Origin of the sequence: Streptomyces sp. NPDC006384, from assembly GCF_042870695.1 — a bacterium.
Classification (GTDB): Bacteria; Actinomycetota; Actinomycetes; order Streptomycetales; family Streptomycetaceae; genus Streptomyces.
In genome coordinates, this window is sequence record NZ_JBIAHR010000002.1 from 88,566 (window position 1) to 104,639 (window position 16,074).

The window sequence follows — 16,074 nt, forward strand, 5'->3', positions numbered from 1 at the left end:
AGCAGGCCGCATTCGTGGGTCAACATGCTGCCGTCAGCTCATTTCCGGGTCCCGGTGTGTGTCAGAGGTGGCCCAGGGCTGTCGTCAGGAGCAGGGTGAGGCCCAGGGGGACGGCCCACAGGGCGAAGCCCGTGCGGGTGGGGGACGGGGACTTCGCGGTGGGGCGCAGGTGTTCGTGGGCGGCCATGACCGTCAGGGTGTCGGCCGCCGCCTCGCCGGCGGACTCGGAGCGGCCGGTGAGGCGGGACAGCCACGGGGGCGCGAACATCCCCGTCAGGAGCGGGCTTTCGGGGCCGGTGAACTCGAGCACGCCGTCGTGACGCAGGTCCACGCGGCTGATCACCGACCAGCGCAGGAAGCGCGTCGACCACATGCGGCGGACGTACACGCCGTCCCGGTCGGCGGTGACCCGCCACAGGGCCAGCCGGCAGCACACCCAGGCGGCGACCAGGGAGCTCCATGCCGCGAAGAAGAGAGCTCCCGGGGTCGCCGGGCCCGGATGCGCCATGTACAGGGCGAACAGGAGGTAGCAGGCCGCCCCGGCGATGCGGCCGCCCCGGCCGGCCCGCCACACCAGCGGCCGGTCGGGCGCGACCGCCCGGGCGGCCAGCCGCTCCTGGCGGGCGCGCCGTTCCCGGCCGGCCCGGCGCCTGCGTTCCGATCGGCTCGTGGTCATGCCCGCTCCGTTCCTCCTTGCCAGCCGGACAGGTGCGCGACGCCCGCTCCCGGGCCGCTACTTGAGGTAGACGAGGCCGTCCGTGGTCAGGGTCGGGCGGCCCTTGGTGCCGACGACGACGATCTTGACCGTGTGCTTGGCGTTGGACGACCAGGTCTTGGTCCAGATCGCGTCCCGGTACTTGGTCGTCGAGGACCTGAGGTCGACCGTCGCCGTCTTCTTGCCGTCGACGTAGATGTACGCCTGGCCGGAGGTCGACGCGCGGGACACCACCCAGGACACCGAGCGTCCGGTGAACGTCCAGGTCAGGGAGGCGTTCGGGGAGGAGCTGGAGTACGACCTGCCGCCCAGGTAGCTGCTGGAGGACTTGGTCGTCCAGGTGCCGGTCCTGGCCGCCGAGGTCTCCTGGAGGACGACCGGGGTGCCGGTGACGGAGGCGGTGCGGGTGTTGCCGGCCTGGTCGCGGGCGGTGAGGGACCAGGAGGTGGCCGTGCCGGGCCTGGCGGTGTGGCCGGCACTCGTGGTCGTCGGGGCGTAGGTGGCGGCGCGCGGGGTGGTGAGCCTGACCTCCTTCAGGGCGGCGTTGTCCGTCGCCCGCCAGCTCAGCCTCAGGGGGACGGCCGTGGTGTTCACCGTGCCGGTGCTCAGGGCGAGCGCGGGCCGGGTGGTGAAGGTGGGGGCCGTCGTCTCGGCGACGACCGTGGACGCCGCGGAGGTGGTGGTGCGGCCCGACACGTGGGTGGCGCGGATCTGGACGCGGTGCGTGCCCACGGCGAGGTTCGCCCTGGCCGAGGTGGCGGTGCCCGCGGTGGTGGCGGCGGTCCTGCCGTCGACGAGGAGCTCGTACCGGGCGATCAGCGCGGACGGGGTGGTGGCCGTCCAGTTCACGGTGACGCCGGCCTTGGTGTAGGAGGTCGTGCCCGACCGGCCCACGCCGGTGAGCGACTTGACGGTCAGGCCCGCCACCGGGCCCGCGGCCCAGCTGCGGATGGTGGCCAGCCTGCTGTGGAGCTGGTTGCCGGGGCACTGGGTGTTGTAGCCGTCGCGGTGGCCGTGGACGGCCGGGAGGGTGAGTTTCGCGCCCTTCGTCCAGGACTTTCCGGCGTAGTTGCGGCCGCTGTCACCGGCGGTGAGGGTGACGGTTCCGGCGGGGTCGACGCCGTACTGGCCGAGTTTCCAGGCGGCGATCCGGGCGACGGAGGACATGGCGGCGGTGCTCGGGGCCACGTCGGTGTAGGTGCCGAGGACGGAGATGCCGGTCGTCTCGGCGTTGAAGCCGTACGCGTGGGCGCCCATCACGGGGCGGTCGACGCCGCCCTTGCGGCCCTCGTAGACCGTGCCGCACTTGTCCACGAGGAAGTTGTAGCCGATGTCCTTCCAGCCCAGCTGCTTGACGTGGTACGCGTAGATGCCGCGGACGACCGCCGGGGCCTGGGCGCAGGTGTAGGTGTTGCTCTCCGCGGTGTGGTGGACGACGACCGCCTTGACCTTCCCGCCCGGCAGGTAGCCGGGTGCCTCGGGGCTGATCGACTCGTCCGCTCCCCAGGCGGCGCGCGAGGTGATGGGCGGGCGCGGTGCCGTGGACGGCGGTGCGGGGGGTGCGGACGTCGTGGGCGCGGTGGTGGCGGTGGGGGCGGGTCCGGTGGAGGGCGCGGACGGCGCCGGGGCCGTGACATCCGGCGTCGGGCTGCCGGCGGCCGGGGTCTCGGGGGCGGCGGGCTCCGTCGTCGTCCCGCCGGTGGACGGCTCGGCCGTCGGGTCGGCGGGCGGGGGCGTCTCGGGCGTGGTGACGGGGGCTGCGGGCTCCGTCGGGGACGTCGGCTCCTCGGCGGGTTCGGTCGGGTCGGCCCGGAAGGCGGCCGGTTCCATCGCGTCGCCGCCGGAGGTCCGGCCGGGGTCGATCATGTCGAGGCGGAGGCCGGCGGGCAGGGTGGCGCTCGTCCTGCCGTCCGCGGTGACGCGCAGCTCGACGCCGTCGGAGGGGCCGGTCCACGCCGGTTCGGTGCCGCCGCGGCGGGCCGTGGTCTCGCCCTGGCCGCTGTCGCCGTCCAGGCGCAGCCACGGGGACCACCGGCCGGTTCCCACGGCGCGGGTGCGGGCCTCGATGGTGCCGGTGATCCTGGCGGAGGGGTCGGTCCAGGTGAGGCCGAGCATGCTGAAGGGCTCGGTGGTCCGCTGCCCGAGCGCGGCGCGGGTGCCGCCGTCGGTCGTCGTCACCTCCGCTGTGCGGGCTTCGGGTTCCACCGGACCGTGCGCCGAGGCGCCGGGGGCGCCGTCCGCCCCCGTCCGGTCGGCGAGTCCGTAGAGGCCGGCCGCCGCCCCGGTGACTGCTGCCGCCACGACGGCGGTCGTCCGCCATATGTGCCGAGTTCTCATGCTGGTCCGTTGCTTCCTTCATCGGGGGAACAGGCCGGCGTGGGTACGGCGGTCTGTCCGGCTGTGCGCGGCGGGCGCGGCGGCGCGTCACCGGCCGGGCCCGCGGTGGTCCCGGGCGAGGCGGGGCGGCTCCGGCGTGGGGCTCCGGCACCGGGCGGCGTCGCCGTGCCGCGGCGGTCGCCCTCGGCGGGGCGGGTACGCGGCCGGGACGCGGTGGGCGGCCGGTGCCGGGCCGGGGCTGTTCGCGCCGGGACGGTGACACGGCGCCGTGCGTCCGGCGGCGTCCCTCCGGCGGACGGGACACCGGCCCGATCAGATCATCCGGGGCGGCGGGAAAGAAGTGAGATCCTCACGGGCTTCGCGTACAACCTTCGGGGGCGGCGAGCCGTCCAGGATGTGCGGTGGTCTCTGCCCATCGCGTCATCGTGTCCGCGACCGGCGTGGTCGCGGTCAGCGTGTGCGAGGAGGGTATGACGTGTGGCGTCGGACGGGGACGAATCAGGCCACCCTGGTGGCCTTCCTCTCCCTGTTCCTCCTGATCGCCGGCTCCTTCGCGCTGCTCGCGGCGGACGTGCTGGCCCAGCCGCTCAGCAGGCGCGCGCTGATCACCGGCGTGGTGCTGCTGATCCTGCTGCCGGCCGTCCTGCTGGGCCAGTACGCGCCGCCCCCCTACCGTCTGCCGTACCGGTGGCGGTGGGGGCTGCTGGTCGTGCAGGCGCTGCTCACCTATCTGCCGGTTCTCGTCTTCGAGTACAGGTGGCTGAGTCTGCTGGGTTTCCTGGCGGGCGCCGTGCTGCTCACCGTGCCGCGGCCGGCGTCGGTGCTCATCGCGCTGGCCGTGGCGGCGAGCGGGCCTCTCCTGGTGAACGTCAGCATCGTGCACGCGCACCGCAGCGGTATGAGCGTGCTGGCGTCCACCCTGATCACGGGCAGCGGCGTGTACGCGGTGGTGCACCTCGCCCTGCTGGTCACCCGCCTCCAGGCGTCGCACAGTCAGGCGACGCGCCTGGCCGCGCACCGGGAGCGGGCGCGTATCGCCCAGGACCTGCACGACCTGGTCGGCGCGTCCCTGGTGTCCATCGCCGTGCAGAGCGAGAACGCGCTGCGCCGGACACCGGTTTCCACACCCGCGTACGAGGCGCTGCGCGACATCGCGGCACTGGCGCGGCGTACGCACGCCGAGGTGCCGGGGATCACCGAGGGCCGTGTGTCCACCCGGCTGCACGCCGAGCTGGCCCATGCCCAGCGGCTGCTGTCGGGGGCCGGCATCACGACGCGTACGACGCTGCCGCCGCGGCTGGACCTGTCCCCTCCCGTGAGCGACTGCCTGGGCGCGGTGCTGCGCGAGGCGGTCGGCAATGTGCTGCGGCACAGCAGGGCGTCCCGGTGCGACATCGCGGTCACGCGGGAGGCGTCGGGTGTGCGGCTGTCGATCGGGAACGACGGTCTGCGCCCCGGTGCGGGGGCGTTCGGGGCGTTCGTCGCGGACGGTCCGGGGTCCGGCAGGGGGCTGGGGAACCTGCGGCTGCGCGTCCTCGCGCTGAACGGCTCGCTCGAGACGTCGCTCGACGGGCGGCGCTTCCTGCTCACCGCGGACCTTCCCCTGGGACCGGCGACGGCCGGGGCCCCGTCCGCGGTCCCGGCGACACCCCCGGCCCCGACGCCGGGCCGGGACCCGGTGTCGGACCGGGGTTCGGTGACGGACCGGGACCCGGTGCCGGCCTCGGCCCCCGCCCTGGCACCGGTCTCGTGCCTCTCCCCCGTGATACCGGCGCCGCGCTCCGCTCCGGCCTCCCCCTCGGTTCCGGCTCCGGCGCCGGCCCCGGAAGCGCTACACCCACCCCTGGTGCCGTGCGATGCGGATCGCGTCGACGAGGGTTCGCGCATGTAGCTTGGCCACCGCGTCGGACAGGCGGTTGCGCACGGTCCCCACGCTCAGGAAGAGGTCCGCCGCGATGGCCCTGGGGTCGGCGCCGTCCGCGGCCAGCCTCAGCACCTCGGCCTCCCGGGCCGTCAGCGGGCTGGCCCGGTCCGCCGCCTCCGCGAGCAGGCCGGGCGCGACGGCCTGTCCGCCCGCGGCGACCGTGCGGACCGCCTCGGCCAGTTCCCGGGGCGAGACGCTCTTCAGGAGGTAGCCCGACGCCCCGGCGTCCAGGGCGCGCCGCACGTGCCCCGGCCGGTCCATCGCCGTGAGCATCAGCAGCCGGCAGTCCGGCGTCCGCTCGGCCAGGGCGCGGGCCAGCGACACCCCGTCGACGCCCGGAAGGTCGATGTCCAGCAGTGCGACGTCGGGGTCCGTCCGCGCGGCCACGTCCAGCGCCTCGTTGGCGTCGGCCGCCTGTCCCACGACGGTCAGGCCGAACTCCGCTCCCAGGAGGGCCACCAGGCCGGCCCTGACGACCTGCATGTCCTCGACCACCAGCACTCTGATCACGTGGCGGAACATGCCCCTTTTCGTCCTGCGGACGGCCCCGGACGGGGCCGTCCGTCGTCCGTCGTCCTCGCAATATATGCCGGGGCGGACGCGGGCATCGGGCCGGCCTCGCTGCCGGTCCCCGCCCCACCGGTCCGGGCCGGTGGGGCGCCCGCGCGAAGCCGGCCGGGCGGGGAAACGGCCGGCTCCGCGGCGTCGTGAACCGGGCCCTCGCGGGCCGGGGTGTCAGGCCAGGGACAGGACGGACCTCACGACCTGGCGGAGCATCGCCGTGGGGTCGGGTGCCGGGCCCGGGGCGCGCCAGGCCACGAAGCCGTCGGGGCGGACCAGGACGGCCCCGCCGCGGGTCACGCCGTGGGCCTTCGCCCAGTCGGTGTCGTCGTCCTCGGGCAGCAGGTCGGCGTCCGGGGACTTGCCCACCCGGTACGCCATCAGCGGGATCCGCATCTCTTCGCCCAGCAGTGTCGCCGCCTCGTGCCAGCCGCTGGGCTCCGTCGCGTCGCTGAGCAGGACGAAGGAACGTTCGTAGAGGTCGAGCGTGGAGACGCGGTCGTCGCCGCGGAGCAGCCACAGGTGCGGGGCCCTGCTGCCGGGTTCGCCCGTCAGCGAGAGCTCCTCCGGGACCACCGGCGTCGCCGGGTCGGCGCCGACGACGGCGCCCTGGGGGTAGCGGTAGCCGAGGGCGACGTTGAGGATGCCGCGCTGCGGGCCGCCGCCGCCCGGGAGGCCGGCCGGTGCGAAGCCGGGGTGGCTGTGCTCGGCGGAGCGGGCGGCGGCGCGGGCGCTGGTGGCCTCGGCGACCGGGCGGCGTTCGGCGTCGTAGGTGTCCAGCAGGCCGTCGCCCGCCCAGCCGCCGAGGACGGCGGCCAGTTTCCAGGCGAGGTTGTGGGCGTCCTGGATGCCGGTGTTGGAACCGAACGCGCCGGTGGGGGACATCTCGTGGGCCGAGTCGCCGGCGAGCAGGACGCGGCCGGCGCGGTAGCTGCGGGCGACGCGCTGGGCGGCGTGCCAGGGGGCCTTGCCGGTGATCTCGACGTCGAGGTCCGGGGCGCCGACGGCGCGGCGGATGTGGGCGGCGCAGCGCTCGTCGGTGAAGTCCTCCACCGTTTCGCCGGTCTCCGGGTGCCAGGGGGCGTGGAAGACCCAGTTCAGGCGGTTGTCCACCGGGAGCAGGGCGCCGTCCGCGTCCGGGGCCGTGAGGTAGCAGACGATGAAGCGGCGGTCGCCCACGACGTCGGCGAGCCGACGGGAGCGGAAGGTGATGCTGATGTTGTGGAAGAGGTCGCCGGGGCCGCTCTGCCCGATGCCGAGCCGCTCACGGACGGGGCTGCGGGGACCGTCGGCGGCCACCAGGTAGTCCGCGCGGACCGTGGAACGATCGCCGGTCTCCCGGTTCCTGATGGTCGCGGTGACGCCGTCCGCGTCGGTGTCGAAGGACAGCAGTTCCGTGCCGAAGCGCAGGTCGCCGCCGAGTTCGCGGGCGTGGGCGAGGAGTTCGGGCTCCAGGTCGTTCTGGCTGCACAGGCACCACCCGCTGGGGCTGTACCGGGCGAGTCCGTTGCCCGGGTCGATCCGCCTGAACAGCCACTCCCCCGCGTCGCCGGCCAGTGTCGGGGTCTGGAGGATGCCGTGGTTGCCGGCCAGCGTGGCGGCGGCCCGCCGGATGTCCGGCTCGGTGCCCGACACCCGGAACAGCTCCATCGTGCGGACGTTGTTGCCGCGTCCCCGGGGGTGGACGGAGGTACCCGCGTGCCGTTCCACCAGCGTGTGCCGGACGCCGAGCCGGCCCAGGAACACCGAGGTCGACAGGCCGACCAGGGAGCCTCCGACGATCAGCACCGGGACGCGGTGGGCCCCGGGTTGCGGCCGATCGGCTCTTTCGTTCATCGCTCGTTCCTCCGTCGCGTCAGGCCCCGGTCGGGCGTCGTCGAGTGGCAGGTCCCGTGACATGCCGGGCGGCAGGTCCCGTGGCGTGCAGGGGCCGGGGCCTTCATGCATGCCCCGTGGTGCCTGCGGCGTCTCGGGCTTCACCCGCTTAACCCGCCTGGTTCGCGGTCCTCGGGGGCACGGCCCACGATCGTGCTTACGCGACCGGCGCATCCCGCCTCACACGGCGCGCCGCGACGGTCGTACTCCCCCAGTCCGAGGAAGTTCCCGGGAAAGAGGTGGGCCGGATGACGGTCTCTCCCGTCGTGTCGTCGGATTCCGGACCGACGGACGCCGCAGCCATGGACGCCGCGGCATCCGCCGTGTCCGCGGAGGCGGGCGGCGTCTCGATATCCGCGTTCGACGGATCCCGCGTGCGGGTCGTGCTGATGCTGGACATCCACGACGGCATGCAGCAGGAGTTCCTCCAGGCGTACGAGCGCATCCGCCACCGGGTCGCCGGTGTGCCGGGGCATGTCAGCGACCAGCTGTGCCAGTCCCTGGAGAACCCCACCCAGTGGCTGCTGACCAGCGAGTGGGAGAGCGCGGCGCCCTTCCTGGCCTGGGTCAACAGCACCGAGCACCTGGACACCGTCGCACCCTTGCAGGACTGTGTCCGCGACACCCGTTCCCTGCGCTACAGCGTGCTGCGGGAGACCGCCGCCGACGGGTCCGGCGCCTTCGCGGCGGCCGGTGAGGAGCCGCAGGCCGCTCCCCGGGTGGGGGGCAATGTCGTCCGGCACGCCCTGACCTTCACCGTGCGGCCCGGCAGCGAGGCCAAGGCCGCCGAGCTGCTGTCGAACTACGCCTCCCCCGAGGCCCAGGCCGACGAGTCGACCCGGCTGCTGCGCACCTCGCTGTTCATGCACGGCAACCGGATCGTGCGGGCCGTGGAGGTGCGGGGCGATCTGCAGACCGCGCTGCGCCACGTAGCCCGGCAGCCCGGGGTGCGGGCCGTCGAGGAGGCCCTCAACCCGCACCTGGAGGAGGACCGGGACCTGGACGACCCGCAGTCCGCCCGCCGGTTCTTCACGCTGGCCGCGATGCCGGCCGTCCACCACGTGGCGTCCGCGACCGGGGCCGAGGCGCGCCCGCAGCGGTGTGCGCTGCTCTACCCGGTCCGGGAGGGCGCGGGTCCGGAACTCGCCCGGCTGCTGGCCCGTCAGGACGCGTCCGCCGTGTACACCCCCGACGGTCCGGTGCTGGCCGCCACCGTCTTCCACCGCGACGACCTCGTCGTACGGCTGGTCGACGTGGCCGGGGACCCGGACGAGGCGCCCGCGTTCGTCCTGGGTCTGCACGACCGGGCCGGTTCGTCCGACGCGCCGGGGATCGCGGTGGCCGAGCAGCTCCTCGACCTGGAGGCCGTCGGTATCGACGGTCCCCTGTCCGACACCGGCACGCTGTCGAGGCTGCTCGCGCGGGCCCGCATGACGCCGCTGACCGACCGGCGTTCGCTCCCCTCCTGATCCGGCGTACGCGCACCGGCCCCGGCCGGGACGCGTCCGCCGGCCTCCCCAACGCCTTCCGTCTCCCGGAGTGACCGACATGACAGACCAGCAGGTACGCATCGTCTCCCTCGGCGACATCGCGCCCAACACGCGCCGCGGCGGAGACCTCCGCGCCCTTCTCACCCCCACCACCGCCGGATCGACCAGCGGGTTCATGGGCGTGGCCATCGTGCAGCCCGGCGACCGCATCGCCGAGCACTACCACCCGTACTCCGAGGAGTTCGTGTACGTCACCGACGGCACGCTCGAGGTCGACCTGGACGGGGCGCCGCACGCGCTCTCCGTCGGGCAGGGAGTGCTGATCCCGCCGAACATGCGGCACCGGTTCCGCAACACCGGTGACGTCGAGGCGCGGATCGTCTTCCACCTGGGGCCGCTCGCGCCGCGGCCGGAGCTCGGCCACGTCGACACGGAGGACGCGGCGGGCAACGCCCTGCCGCTCGAGGGCCACGAGGGGTGCGCCGGGCAAGGACGTCCCGCCGCCGCGGCCGAGGCGGTGTCATGACCCGGCGTCGGGTCGCCGTCACGGGCATAGGCGTCGTCGCCCCGGGCGGTATCGGTGTGCCCCGGTTCTGGAGCCTGCTGTCCGAGGGCCGTACGGCGACGCGTCGCATCTCGCTGTTCGACCCGGCCGGGCTGCGCTCGCAGATCGCCGCCGAGTGCGACTTCGACCCGTCCGCGCACGGGCTGGACCTCGCCACGGTCCAGCGGTGCGACCGGTACGTGCAGTTCGCGCTGGTCGCCGCCGCCGAGGCGGTGCGCGACGCGGAGCTCGACCTGGGCCGGACCGACCCGTGGCGGACCGGTGCCACGCTGGGCACCGCGGTCGGCGGCACGACCCGGCTGGAGCACGACTACGTCCTGGTCAGCGAGCGCGGTGCGCGGTGGGACGTGGACGACCGGCGGGCCGAGCCGCACCTGGAGCGGGCCTTCACCCCGGCCACGCTCGCGTCGGCGGTGGCCGAGGAGTTCGGCGTGCACGGCCCGGTGCAGACCGTGTCCACCGGCTGCACCTCCGGGCTGGACGCGGTCGGCTACGCCTATCACGCCGTCGCCGAGGGACGCGTCGACGTGTGCCTGGCCGGCGCGGCGGACTCGCCGATATCGCCGATCACGATGGCCTGCTTCGACGCCATCAAGGCGACCTCGCCGAACAACGACGACCCGGCGCACGCCTCGCGGCCCTTCGACGCGGACCGCAACGGTTTCGTCATGGGCGAGGGCGCGGCGGTGCTCGTCCTGGAGGACCTGGAGCACGCCCGGGCCCGCGGCGCGGACGTGTACTGCGAGATATCCGGCTACGCCACCTTCGGCAACGCCTACCACATGACCGGGCTCACCAAGGAGGGCCTGGAGATGGCGCGGGCGATCGACACCGCGCTGGACATGGCCCGGCTGGACCCCACGGCCGTCGACTACGTCAACGCGCACGGCTCGGGCACCCAGCAGAACGACCGGCACGAGACCGCGGCCGTCAAGCGGTCGCTGGGCGCGCACGCGTACGAGACGCCGATGAGCTCCATCAAGTCCATGGTGGGGCACTCGCTCGGCGCGATCGGCTCGATCGAGCTGGCCGCGTGCGTGCTGGCGATGCACCACCAGGTGGTGCCGCCCACGGCCAACTACACGACCCCCGACCCCGAGTGCGACCTGGACTACGTGCCGCGCGAGGCCAGGGAGCGTTCGCTGCGGCACGTGCTGTCGGTGGGCAGCGGCTTCGGCGGCTTCCAGTCCGCCGTCGTGCTCAGCGAGGCGGGCTCGGGGGCCGGTTCTGGTCCCGGTTCTGGTTCCGGCAAGGAAGGAGGGCCGCGATGAGCGGACCACGACGGTCCCGGCGTGCGGTCGTCACCGGTCTCGGTGTGGTGTCCCCGCACGGCATCGGGGCCGAGGCGCACTGGAAGGCGGTCGCGGACGGCACGAACAGTCTCGGGCCCGTCACCCGGGAGGGCTGCGGGAACCTGCCGCTGAAGGTCGCGGGCGAGGTGCGCGGCTTCGACCCGTCGGAACTGATCGAGGAGCGGTATCTCGTCCAGACCGACCGGTTCACGCACTTCGCGATGGCCGCTGCGCAACTCGCCCTGCGGGACGCCCGGTTCGGGCAGGCCGACATCGAGTCGCCGTACTCGGTCGGTGTGGTCACCGCGGCCGGCTCGGGCGGCGGCGAGTTCGGGCAGCGGGAGCTGCAGAACCTGTGGGGCCAGGGTTCGCGGTACGTCGGCCCGTACCAGTCGATCGCCTGGTTCTACGCGGCCAGCACGGGCCAGATCTCCATCAGCAACGACTTCAAGGGCCCCTGCGGGGTCGTGGCCGCCGACGAGGCGGGCGGTCTGGACGCCCTGGCGCACGCGGCGCTGGCCGTGCGCGGCGGGACCGACACGGTGGTGTGCGGGGCGACGGAGGCACCGCTCGCCCCGTACTCGATCGTCTGCCAGCTGGGCTACCCCGAGCTGAGCCGGGCCGGCGAAGCGGAGCGTGCCTACCGCCCGTTCACGCAGGCGGCGTGCGGTTTCGCGCCGGCCGAGGGCGGGGCCGTCCTGCTGGTGGAGGAGGAGAACGCGGCGCGCGGGCGCGGGGCCGACGTGCGGGCGACGGTGGCCGGGCACGCGGCGACCTTCACCGGGGCCTCCCGCTGGGAGGAGTCGCGGGCCGGGCTGGCGCGGGCGATCGAGGGCGCTCTGGCGGAGGCCGGCTGCCGGCCCGAGGAGGTGGACGTGGTCTTCGCGGACGCCCTCGGGGTGCCGGAGGCCGACCGGGCCGAGGCCCTCGCGCTCGCCGACGCCCTCGGGCCGCACGCGCGGCGGGTGCCGGTGACCGCGCCCAAGACCGGGACCGGGCGGGCGTACTGCGCGGCGCCGGTGCTGGACGTGGCGACCGCGGTGCTCGCCATGGAGCACGGGCTGATCCCGCCCACCCCGCACGTGTACGACGTCTGCCACGACCTGGACCTGGTGGTGGGGCGGGCCCGTCCCGCCGAGCCGCGCACGGTCCTGGTCCTCGGCCGGGGGCTCATGGGCTGCAACTCGGCCCTGGTCCTGCGGCGGGGCGCGGACGCCGCGACCGGCGGCTGAGCCCGGTGTGCACCCACCCCACCCCCTCCCTCCCCTCCCGGGCCATCACCATCCCGAGCGGCGCCGTCCCCGGCGTTCGCCGATCCGAGTGAAGGAGCACCTCGCATGACCGACCAAGTGGAGTACCAGGTGACCGTCGAGGAACTGTCGGCGCTGATGAAGCGCACCGCCGGTGTGCACGTCGACCCGGTCACCCTCCAGCAGCAGGCCGACGCCGGTTTTGACACCTTCGGCCTGGACTCCCTCGGCCTGCTGGGCATCGTCGCCGAGCTGGAGAAGCAGTACGGGCTGGGCCTGCCCGAGCAGGCCGAGCGCTGCAAGACGCCCGCGGATTTCCTCGCGCTGGTCAACAGCGCACTGAAGACGGGAGTGTGACATGGCAGGGCACACCGACAACGAGATCACCATCGCCGCGCCGATGGAGCTGGTCTGGGACATGACCAACGACATCGAGAACTGGCCCCGGCTGTTCAGCGAGTACGCCTCCGTGGACGTCCTCGAGCGCGACGGCGACCGGGTCGTCTTCCGGCTCACCATGCACCCGGACGCGGACGGCAAGGTGTGGAGCTGGGTCTCCGAGCGCGTCGCCGACCCCGTCTCCCGCACCGTCCGCGCCCACCGGGTGGAGACCGGCCCCTTCCAGTACATGAACATCGTCTGGGAGTACGCCGAGACCGCGGAGGGCACGCGGATGCGCTGGATCCAGGACTTCGCGATGAAGCCGGACGCGCCCGTCGACGACGCCTGGATGACGGACAACATCAACCGCAACTCCCGTACGCAGATGGCGCTGATCCGGGACCGGATCGAGCAGGCCGCGGGCGAGCGGCGGACCGCCTCGGCGCTGGCCGAGTGAGACCGACGAGCCGACCGGCACCGACGAAGGGCACCTCCCCATGCACCACACCCTGATCGTCGCCCGGATGAAACCGGGCACGGCACCGGACATCGCGAAGGTGTTCGCCGAGTCCGACCGGGGCGAGCTGCCCCGCCTGGTGGGCGTCAACCGGCGCAGCCTCTTCGAGTTCGGTGACGGTGTGTACCTGCACCTCATCGAGAGCGACGAGGACCCGGCCCCGGCCATCGGCCGGCTGTCCGGGCACCCGGAGTTCCGCCTGGTCAGCGAGCGGCTCGAGCCGTACGTGTCGGCGTACGACCCGGCGACCTGGCGCGGCCCCAAGGACGCGATGGCGCGTTGCTTCTACACCTGGGACCGCACCAGCGCCGGCTGACGCCGGACCAGCGCCCGTACGTGCGCCGGGGCCGCACCCGCCTTCCGCGGGGCGGCCCCGGCGCACGTACGGGCACACGCGGACTCCCGGAGGCACCGAAGGGTTGCACCACGGGAACCGAACGCATGTGTGAGAAGGCCCACGCGGAATCCTGCGACGGATCCGTGTGTCCAGCCGTCCTGATCTTGGCAGCACACCGGTGTGCGGTGTGCCGCAGGCGCGCGCCGCGTGCCCCGCCCGCCAGGAGAGAGGACGCACGTCGTGGCCCGATCCACCCCCCGCCGACCCCGTCCGGAACCCGCCTCGGACGGGGCCGGCAGCAGGTCCCGCGCGCACGCGCGGCAGCGCCGGCGGCAGCGCCGCGTCCGCATGACCCTGGCCGGTGCCGCCTTCGGGGCCGTGCTGCTCGGCGCGGGCGCCGCCGTCGCCCACTGGCGCGAGGCACGGTCCCCGGTGACGGACGACCAGGCGGCCGACGTCGACGATGCGCTGGAGGCCATCGGGCCGCCGTCCGCCCCGGCGCCCTCGGGCGGGCCGTCGTCCGCCCCGGCGAGCGGCGGCCCCTCCGCGTCCCCGTCCGCCGGGGCCTCGTCCTCCCCGTCGCCCTCCGTCATCGCCGTCCCCGCGACCGGTCCCGGCACCTTCGTCACGGCACGGGCCGACGGCACGGCCGTGGGCACCGGCGGCCGCGTCCGGCGGTACAAGGTGCTCGTCGAGGAGGGCATCGACATCCGGCCGGCCGCCGCGGCGGCCGAGATCTCCGATGTGCTCGCCGACCCTCGCGGCTGGACCCGCGGCGGCACCGACTCCTTCCGCCTGGTGAGCTCGGGCCCGTACGACTTCGTGGTGAAGATCGCCACGCCCGGCACCGTCGACGAGATCTGCGGCGCCGCCGGCCTGCTCACCCGGGGCGAGGTGAACTGCAGCGTCGGCAAGGACGTCGTGGTGAACCTCAAGCGCTGGGTGCTCGGCTCCCCCCAGTTCGACGGCCCCCTCGGCGACTACCGGGCGCTGATCATCAACCACGAGGTCGGCCACCGCATCGGCCACGGCCACGAGACCTGCCCCGGCCCCGGCCGGCCCGCCCCCGCGATGATGCAGCAGATCAAGGGCCTCAAGGGCTGCGTCGCCAACGCCTGGCCCTACGACCGCGACGGCACCTACCTGAGCGGACCGCCGGTCCCCTGAGCCGGCGCGGACCTCTCCGGGGGCACCGCCCCGGCGGGCCCGTCCCCGATGGCGCAGTGCGACGGGCGGCACCCGCCCGGCGCTCCTAATGTGTCGGTGAGTCGCCACCGGCCGTGCCGGCGCCTCCGACCGCGCCGGCGTTTTTGCCACCCGGGAGGTATCCCATGCCGTCGCCGACCCCGCGTCCCCGCCGCGCCCTTGGCGCCGGCCCCCTCGGCCCCGTGCCGCACCGGCGCTGATGCCGGCAGCGCGCACATCACACCATGTGGGTAAGTTCCGGACATGACCAAGGCCGGAACCGGAACCGGAATCACCGTGGCCCAGGCGGACACCCCCGCTCCCGCCGCCCGCCTTCCGCGGCGTCGCGGCATCGAACTCGCCCTCATCGTCATGGCCGTCCTGCTGTCGGTGTCCGGCTACTGCAACGTCGGTCTCGCCCAGCAGGGCGCCCTCCCGCCCGGCGCCGCCGGTTACGGTGCCGGGCTCGGGGTGCTCGCGGTGCTCGCGCATCTGGCGGTACGGCTGCGCGCGCCCTGCGCCGACCCGCTGCTGCTGCCCATCGGCGTGCTGCTCAACGGCCTCGGCCTGGTCCTGATCTACCGGCTCGACCTGGAGACGCCGGGCGACCGGGCGGCCCCAGCGCAGCTGGTGTGGTCGACGCTGGGCGTCGCCCTGTTCATCGTCGTCGTCCTGCTGCTGCGCGACCACCGCGCCCTGCAGCGCTACGCCTACGTCAGTGTCGCCGCCGCTCTGCTCCTGCTCACGGTGCCGATCCTGTTCCCGGCGGTGAACGGCGCCCGCATCTGGATCCGGGTCGCGGGCTTCTCCATCCAGCCCGGCGAGTTCGCCAAGGTGCTCCTCGCCGTGTTCTTCGCCGCGTACCTGGCCGCCAACCGCAGCGCCCTGGCGTACGCGGGCCGCCGGGTGTGGCGGCTGCAGCTGCCGACCGGGCGGGTGCTCGGCCCGATCGTCGCCGTGTGGCTGGTCAGTGTCGGCGTCCTGGTCCTGGAGCGCGACCTCGGCACCTCGCTGCTGTTCTTCGGCCTGTTCGTCGTCCTGCTGTACGTCGCCACCGGCCGCACCGGCTGGATCGCGGTCGGGCTGCTGCTGGCCTCGCTGGGCGCGGTCGCCGTGGGGTGGCTGGAGCCGCACGTGCACAGCAGGGTGGAGGACTGGCTGCACCCCTTCGCCTCCGTCGAGGCCGGGCACGGGCCCAACCAGCTGGCCCAGTCCCTGTTCGCCTTCGCGGCGGGCGGGGTGACCGGCACGGGCCTCGGCCTCGGGCACTCCGTGCTGATCGGTTTCGCCGTCAAGTCCGACTTCATCCTCGCCACCGCCGGGGAGGAGCTGGGTTTCCTCGGCCTCACCGCGATCTTCCTGCTGTACGCGCTGCTGGTGGAGCGCGGCTTCCGGGCGGGCCTCGCCGCCCGCGACCCCTTCGGCCGGCTGCTCGCCGTCGGCCTGTCCTCGCTCGTGGCGCTCCAGGTGTTCGTCATCGCGGGCGGGGTGACGGGGCTGATCCCGCTGACCGGCATGGCGATGCCGTTCCTGGCCCAGGGCGGTTCCTCGGTCGTCACCAACTGGGCGATCGTGGCGCTGCTGATCCGGGTCAGCCACGCGGCCCGCCGTCAGGGCGAGGGGCGGGCGGCGCCGTGAGCGGGGA

General features: G+C 74.3%; 14 protein-coding genes. 10 read left to right on the plus strand and 4 right to left on the minus strand.

Features of this window, described 5'->3' with window-relative positions; all coding sequences use genetic code 11:
* Nucleotides 1-61: 61 nt before the first annotated feature.
* On the minus strand, nt 62-676 hold the full coding sequence (locus ACFYOJ_RS02460; protein WP_356550273.1) for a PH domain-containing protein: 615 nt from the start codon (nt 674-676) through the stop codon (nt 62-64).
* A 57-nt stretch (nt 677-733) separates the two neighbouring features.
* Nucleotides 734-3,052, minus strand: a complete 2,319-nt coding sequence (locus tag ACFYOJ_RS02465) for an N-acetylmuramoyl-L-alanine amidase (RefSeq protein ID WP_356550274.1) — start codon at nt 3,050-3,052, stop codon at nt 734-736.
* 475 nt (nt 3,053-3,527) lie between these two features.
* Here ACFYOJ_RS02465 and ACFYOJ_RS02470 point away from each other — a divergent pair, with 475 nt between their 5' ends.
* Nucleotides 3,528-4,943 (plus strand): histidine kinase, encoded by a 1,416-nt coding sequence (locus ACFYOJ_RS02470; protein ID WP_356550276.1) that lies wholly within the window; start codon nt 3,528-3,530, stop codon nt 4,941-4,943.
* Here the strand turns inward: ACFYOJ_RS02470 and ACFYOJ_RS02475 are convergent.
* Nucleotides 4,884-5,498, minus strand: coding sequence for a response regulator transcription factor (locus ACFYOJ_RS02475; protein ID WP_356550278.1), 615 nt, complete (start codon nt 5,496-5,498; stop codon nt 4,884-4,886). The genes ACFYOJ_RS02470 and ACFYOJ_RS02475 overlap by 60 nt on opposite strands.
* A 213-nt stretch (nt 5,499-5,711) precedes the next feature.
* On the minus strand, nt 5,712-7,373 hold the full coding sequence (locus tag ACFYOJ_RS02480; protein ID WP_356550279.1) for an FAD-dependent monooxygenase: 1,662 nt from the start codon (nt 7,371-7,373) through the stop codon (nt 5,712-5,714).
* A gap of 287 nt (nt 7,374-7,660) precedes the next feature.
* On the opposite strand from ACFYOJ_RS02480, the gene ACFYOJ_RS02485 reads away from it, so the two are divergent.
* The 9 genes from ACFYOJ_RS02485 (at nt 7,661) to ACFYOJ_RS02525 (ending at nt 16,067) form a co-directional block, all read left to right on the plus strand.
* The gene (locus tag ACFYOJ_RS02485; RefSeq protein ID WP_356550281.1) at nt 7,661-8,881 is read left to right on the plus strand and encodes a SchA/CurD-like domain-containing protein; all 1,221 of its coding nucleotides are present in this window, start codon (nt 7,661-7,663) and stop codon (nt 8,879-8,881) included.
* 79 nt (nt 8,882-8,960) lie between these two features.
* Complete coding sequence (locus tag ACFYOJ_RS02490; protein WP_356550283.1) at nt 8,961-9,428, plus strand: cupin domain-containing protein; 468 nt, start codon at nt 8,961-8,963, stop codon at nt 9,426-9,428.
* Entirely contained in the window at nt 9,425-10,738 is a 1,314-nt protein-coding gene (locus ACFYOJ_RS02495) for a beta-ketoacyl-[acyl-carrier-protein] synthase family protein (RefSeq protein WP_356550284.1), read from the plus strand. The genes ACFYOJ_RS02490 and ACFYOJ_RS02495 overlap by 4 nt, the downstream gene beginning before the upstream one ends.
* A complete protein-coding gene (locus tag ACFYOJ_RS02500; protein ID WP_356550285.1) occupies nt 10,735-11,991 on the plus strand; it encodes a ketosynthase chain-length factor in 1,257 nt (418 codons plus the stop codon). The genes ACFYOJ_RS02495 and ACFYOJ_RS02500 overlap by 4 nt, the downstream gene beginning before the upstream one ends.
* A 105-nt stretch (nt 11,992-12,096) precedes the next feature.
* On the plus strand, nt 12,097-12,366 hold the full coding sequence (locus ACFYOJ_RS02505) for an acyl carrier protein (protein WP_356550287.1): 270 nt from the start codon (nt 12,097-12,099) through the stop codon (nt 12,364-12,366).
* A gap of 1 nt (nt 12,367) precedes the next feature.
* Nucleotides 12,368-12,847, plus strand: coding sequence for an SRPBCC family protein (locus ACFYOJ_RS02510; protein ID WP_356550289.1), 480 nt, complete (start codon nt 12,368-12,370; stop codon nt 12,845-12,847).
* Nucleotides 12,848-12,887: 40 nt separating this feature from the next.
* Nucleotides 12,888-13,223: a TcmI family type II polyketide cyclase gene (locus ACFYOJ_RS02515; protein WP_356550290.1), complete on the plus strand. Its 336-nt coding sequence runs from the start codon at nt 12,888-12,890 to the stop codon at nt 13,221-13,223.
* A gap of 261 nt (nt 13,224-13,484) precedes the next feature.
* Complete coding sequence (locus ACFYOJ_RS02520; protein ID WP_356550292.1) at nt 13,485-14,411, plus strand: DUF3152 domain-containing protein; 927 nt, start codon at nt 13,485-13,487, stop codon at nt 14,409-14,411.
* Nucleotides 14,412-14,693: 282 nt separating this feature from the next.
* Nucleotides 14,694-16,067, plus strand: a complete 1,374-nt coding sequence (locus tag ACFYOJ_RS02525; protein ID WP_356550294.1) for an FtsW/RodA/SpoVE family cell cycle protein — start codon at nt 14,694-14,696, stop codon at nt 16,065-16,067.
* Nucleotides 16,068-16,074: the final 7 nt, after the last annotated feature.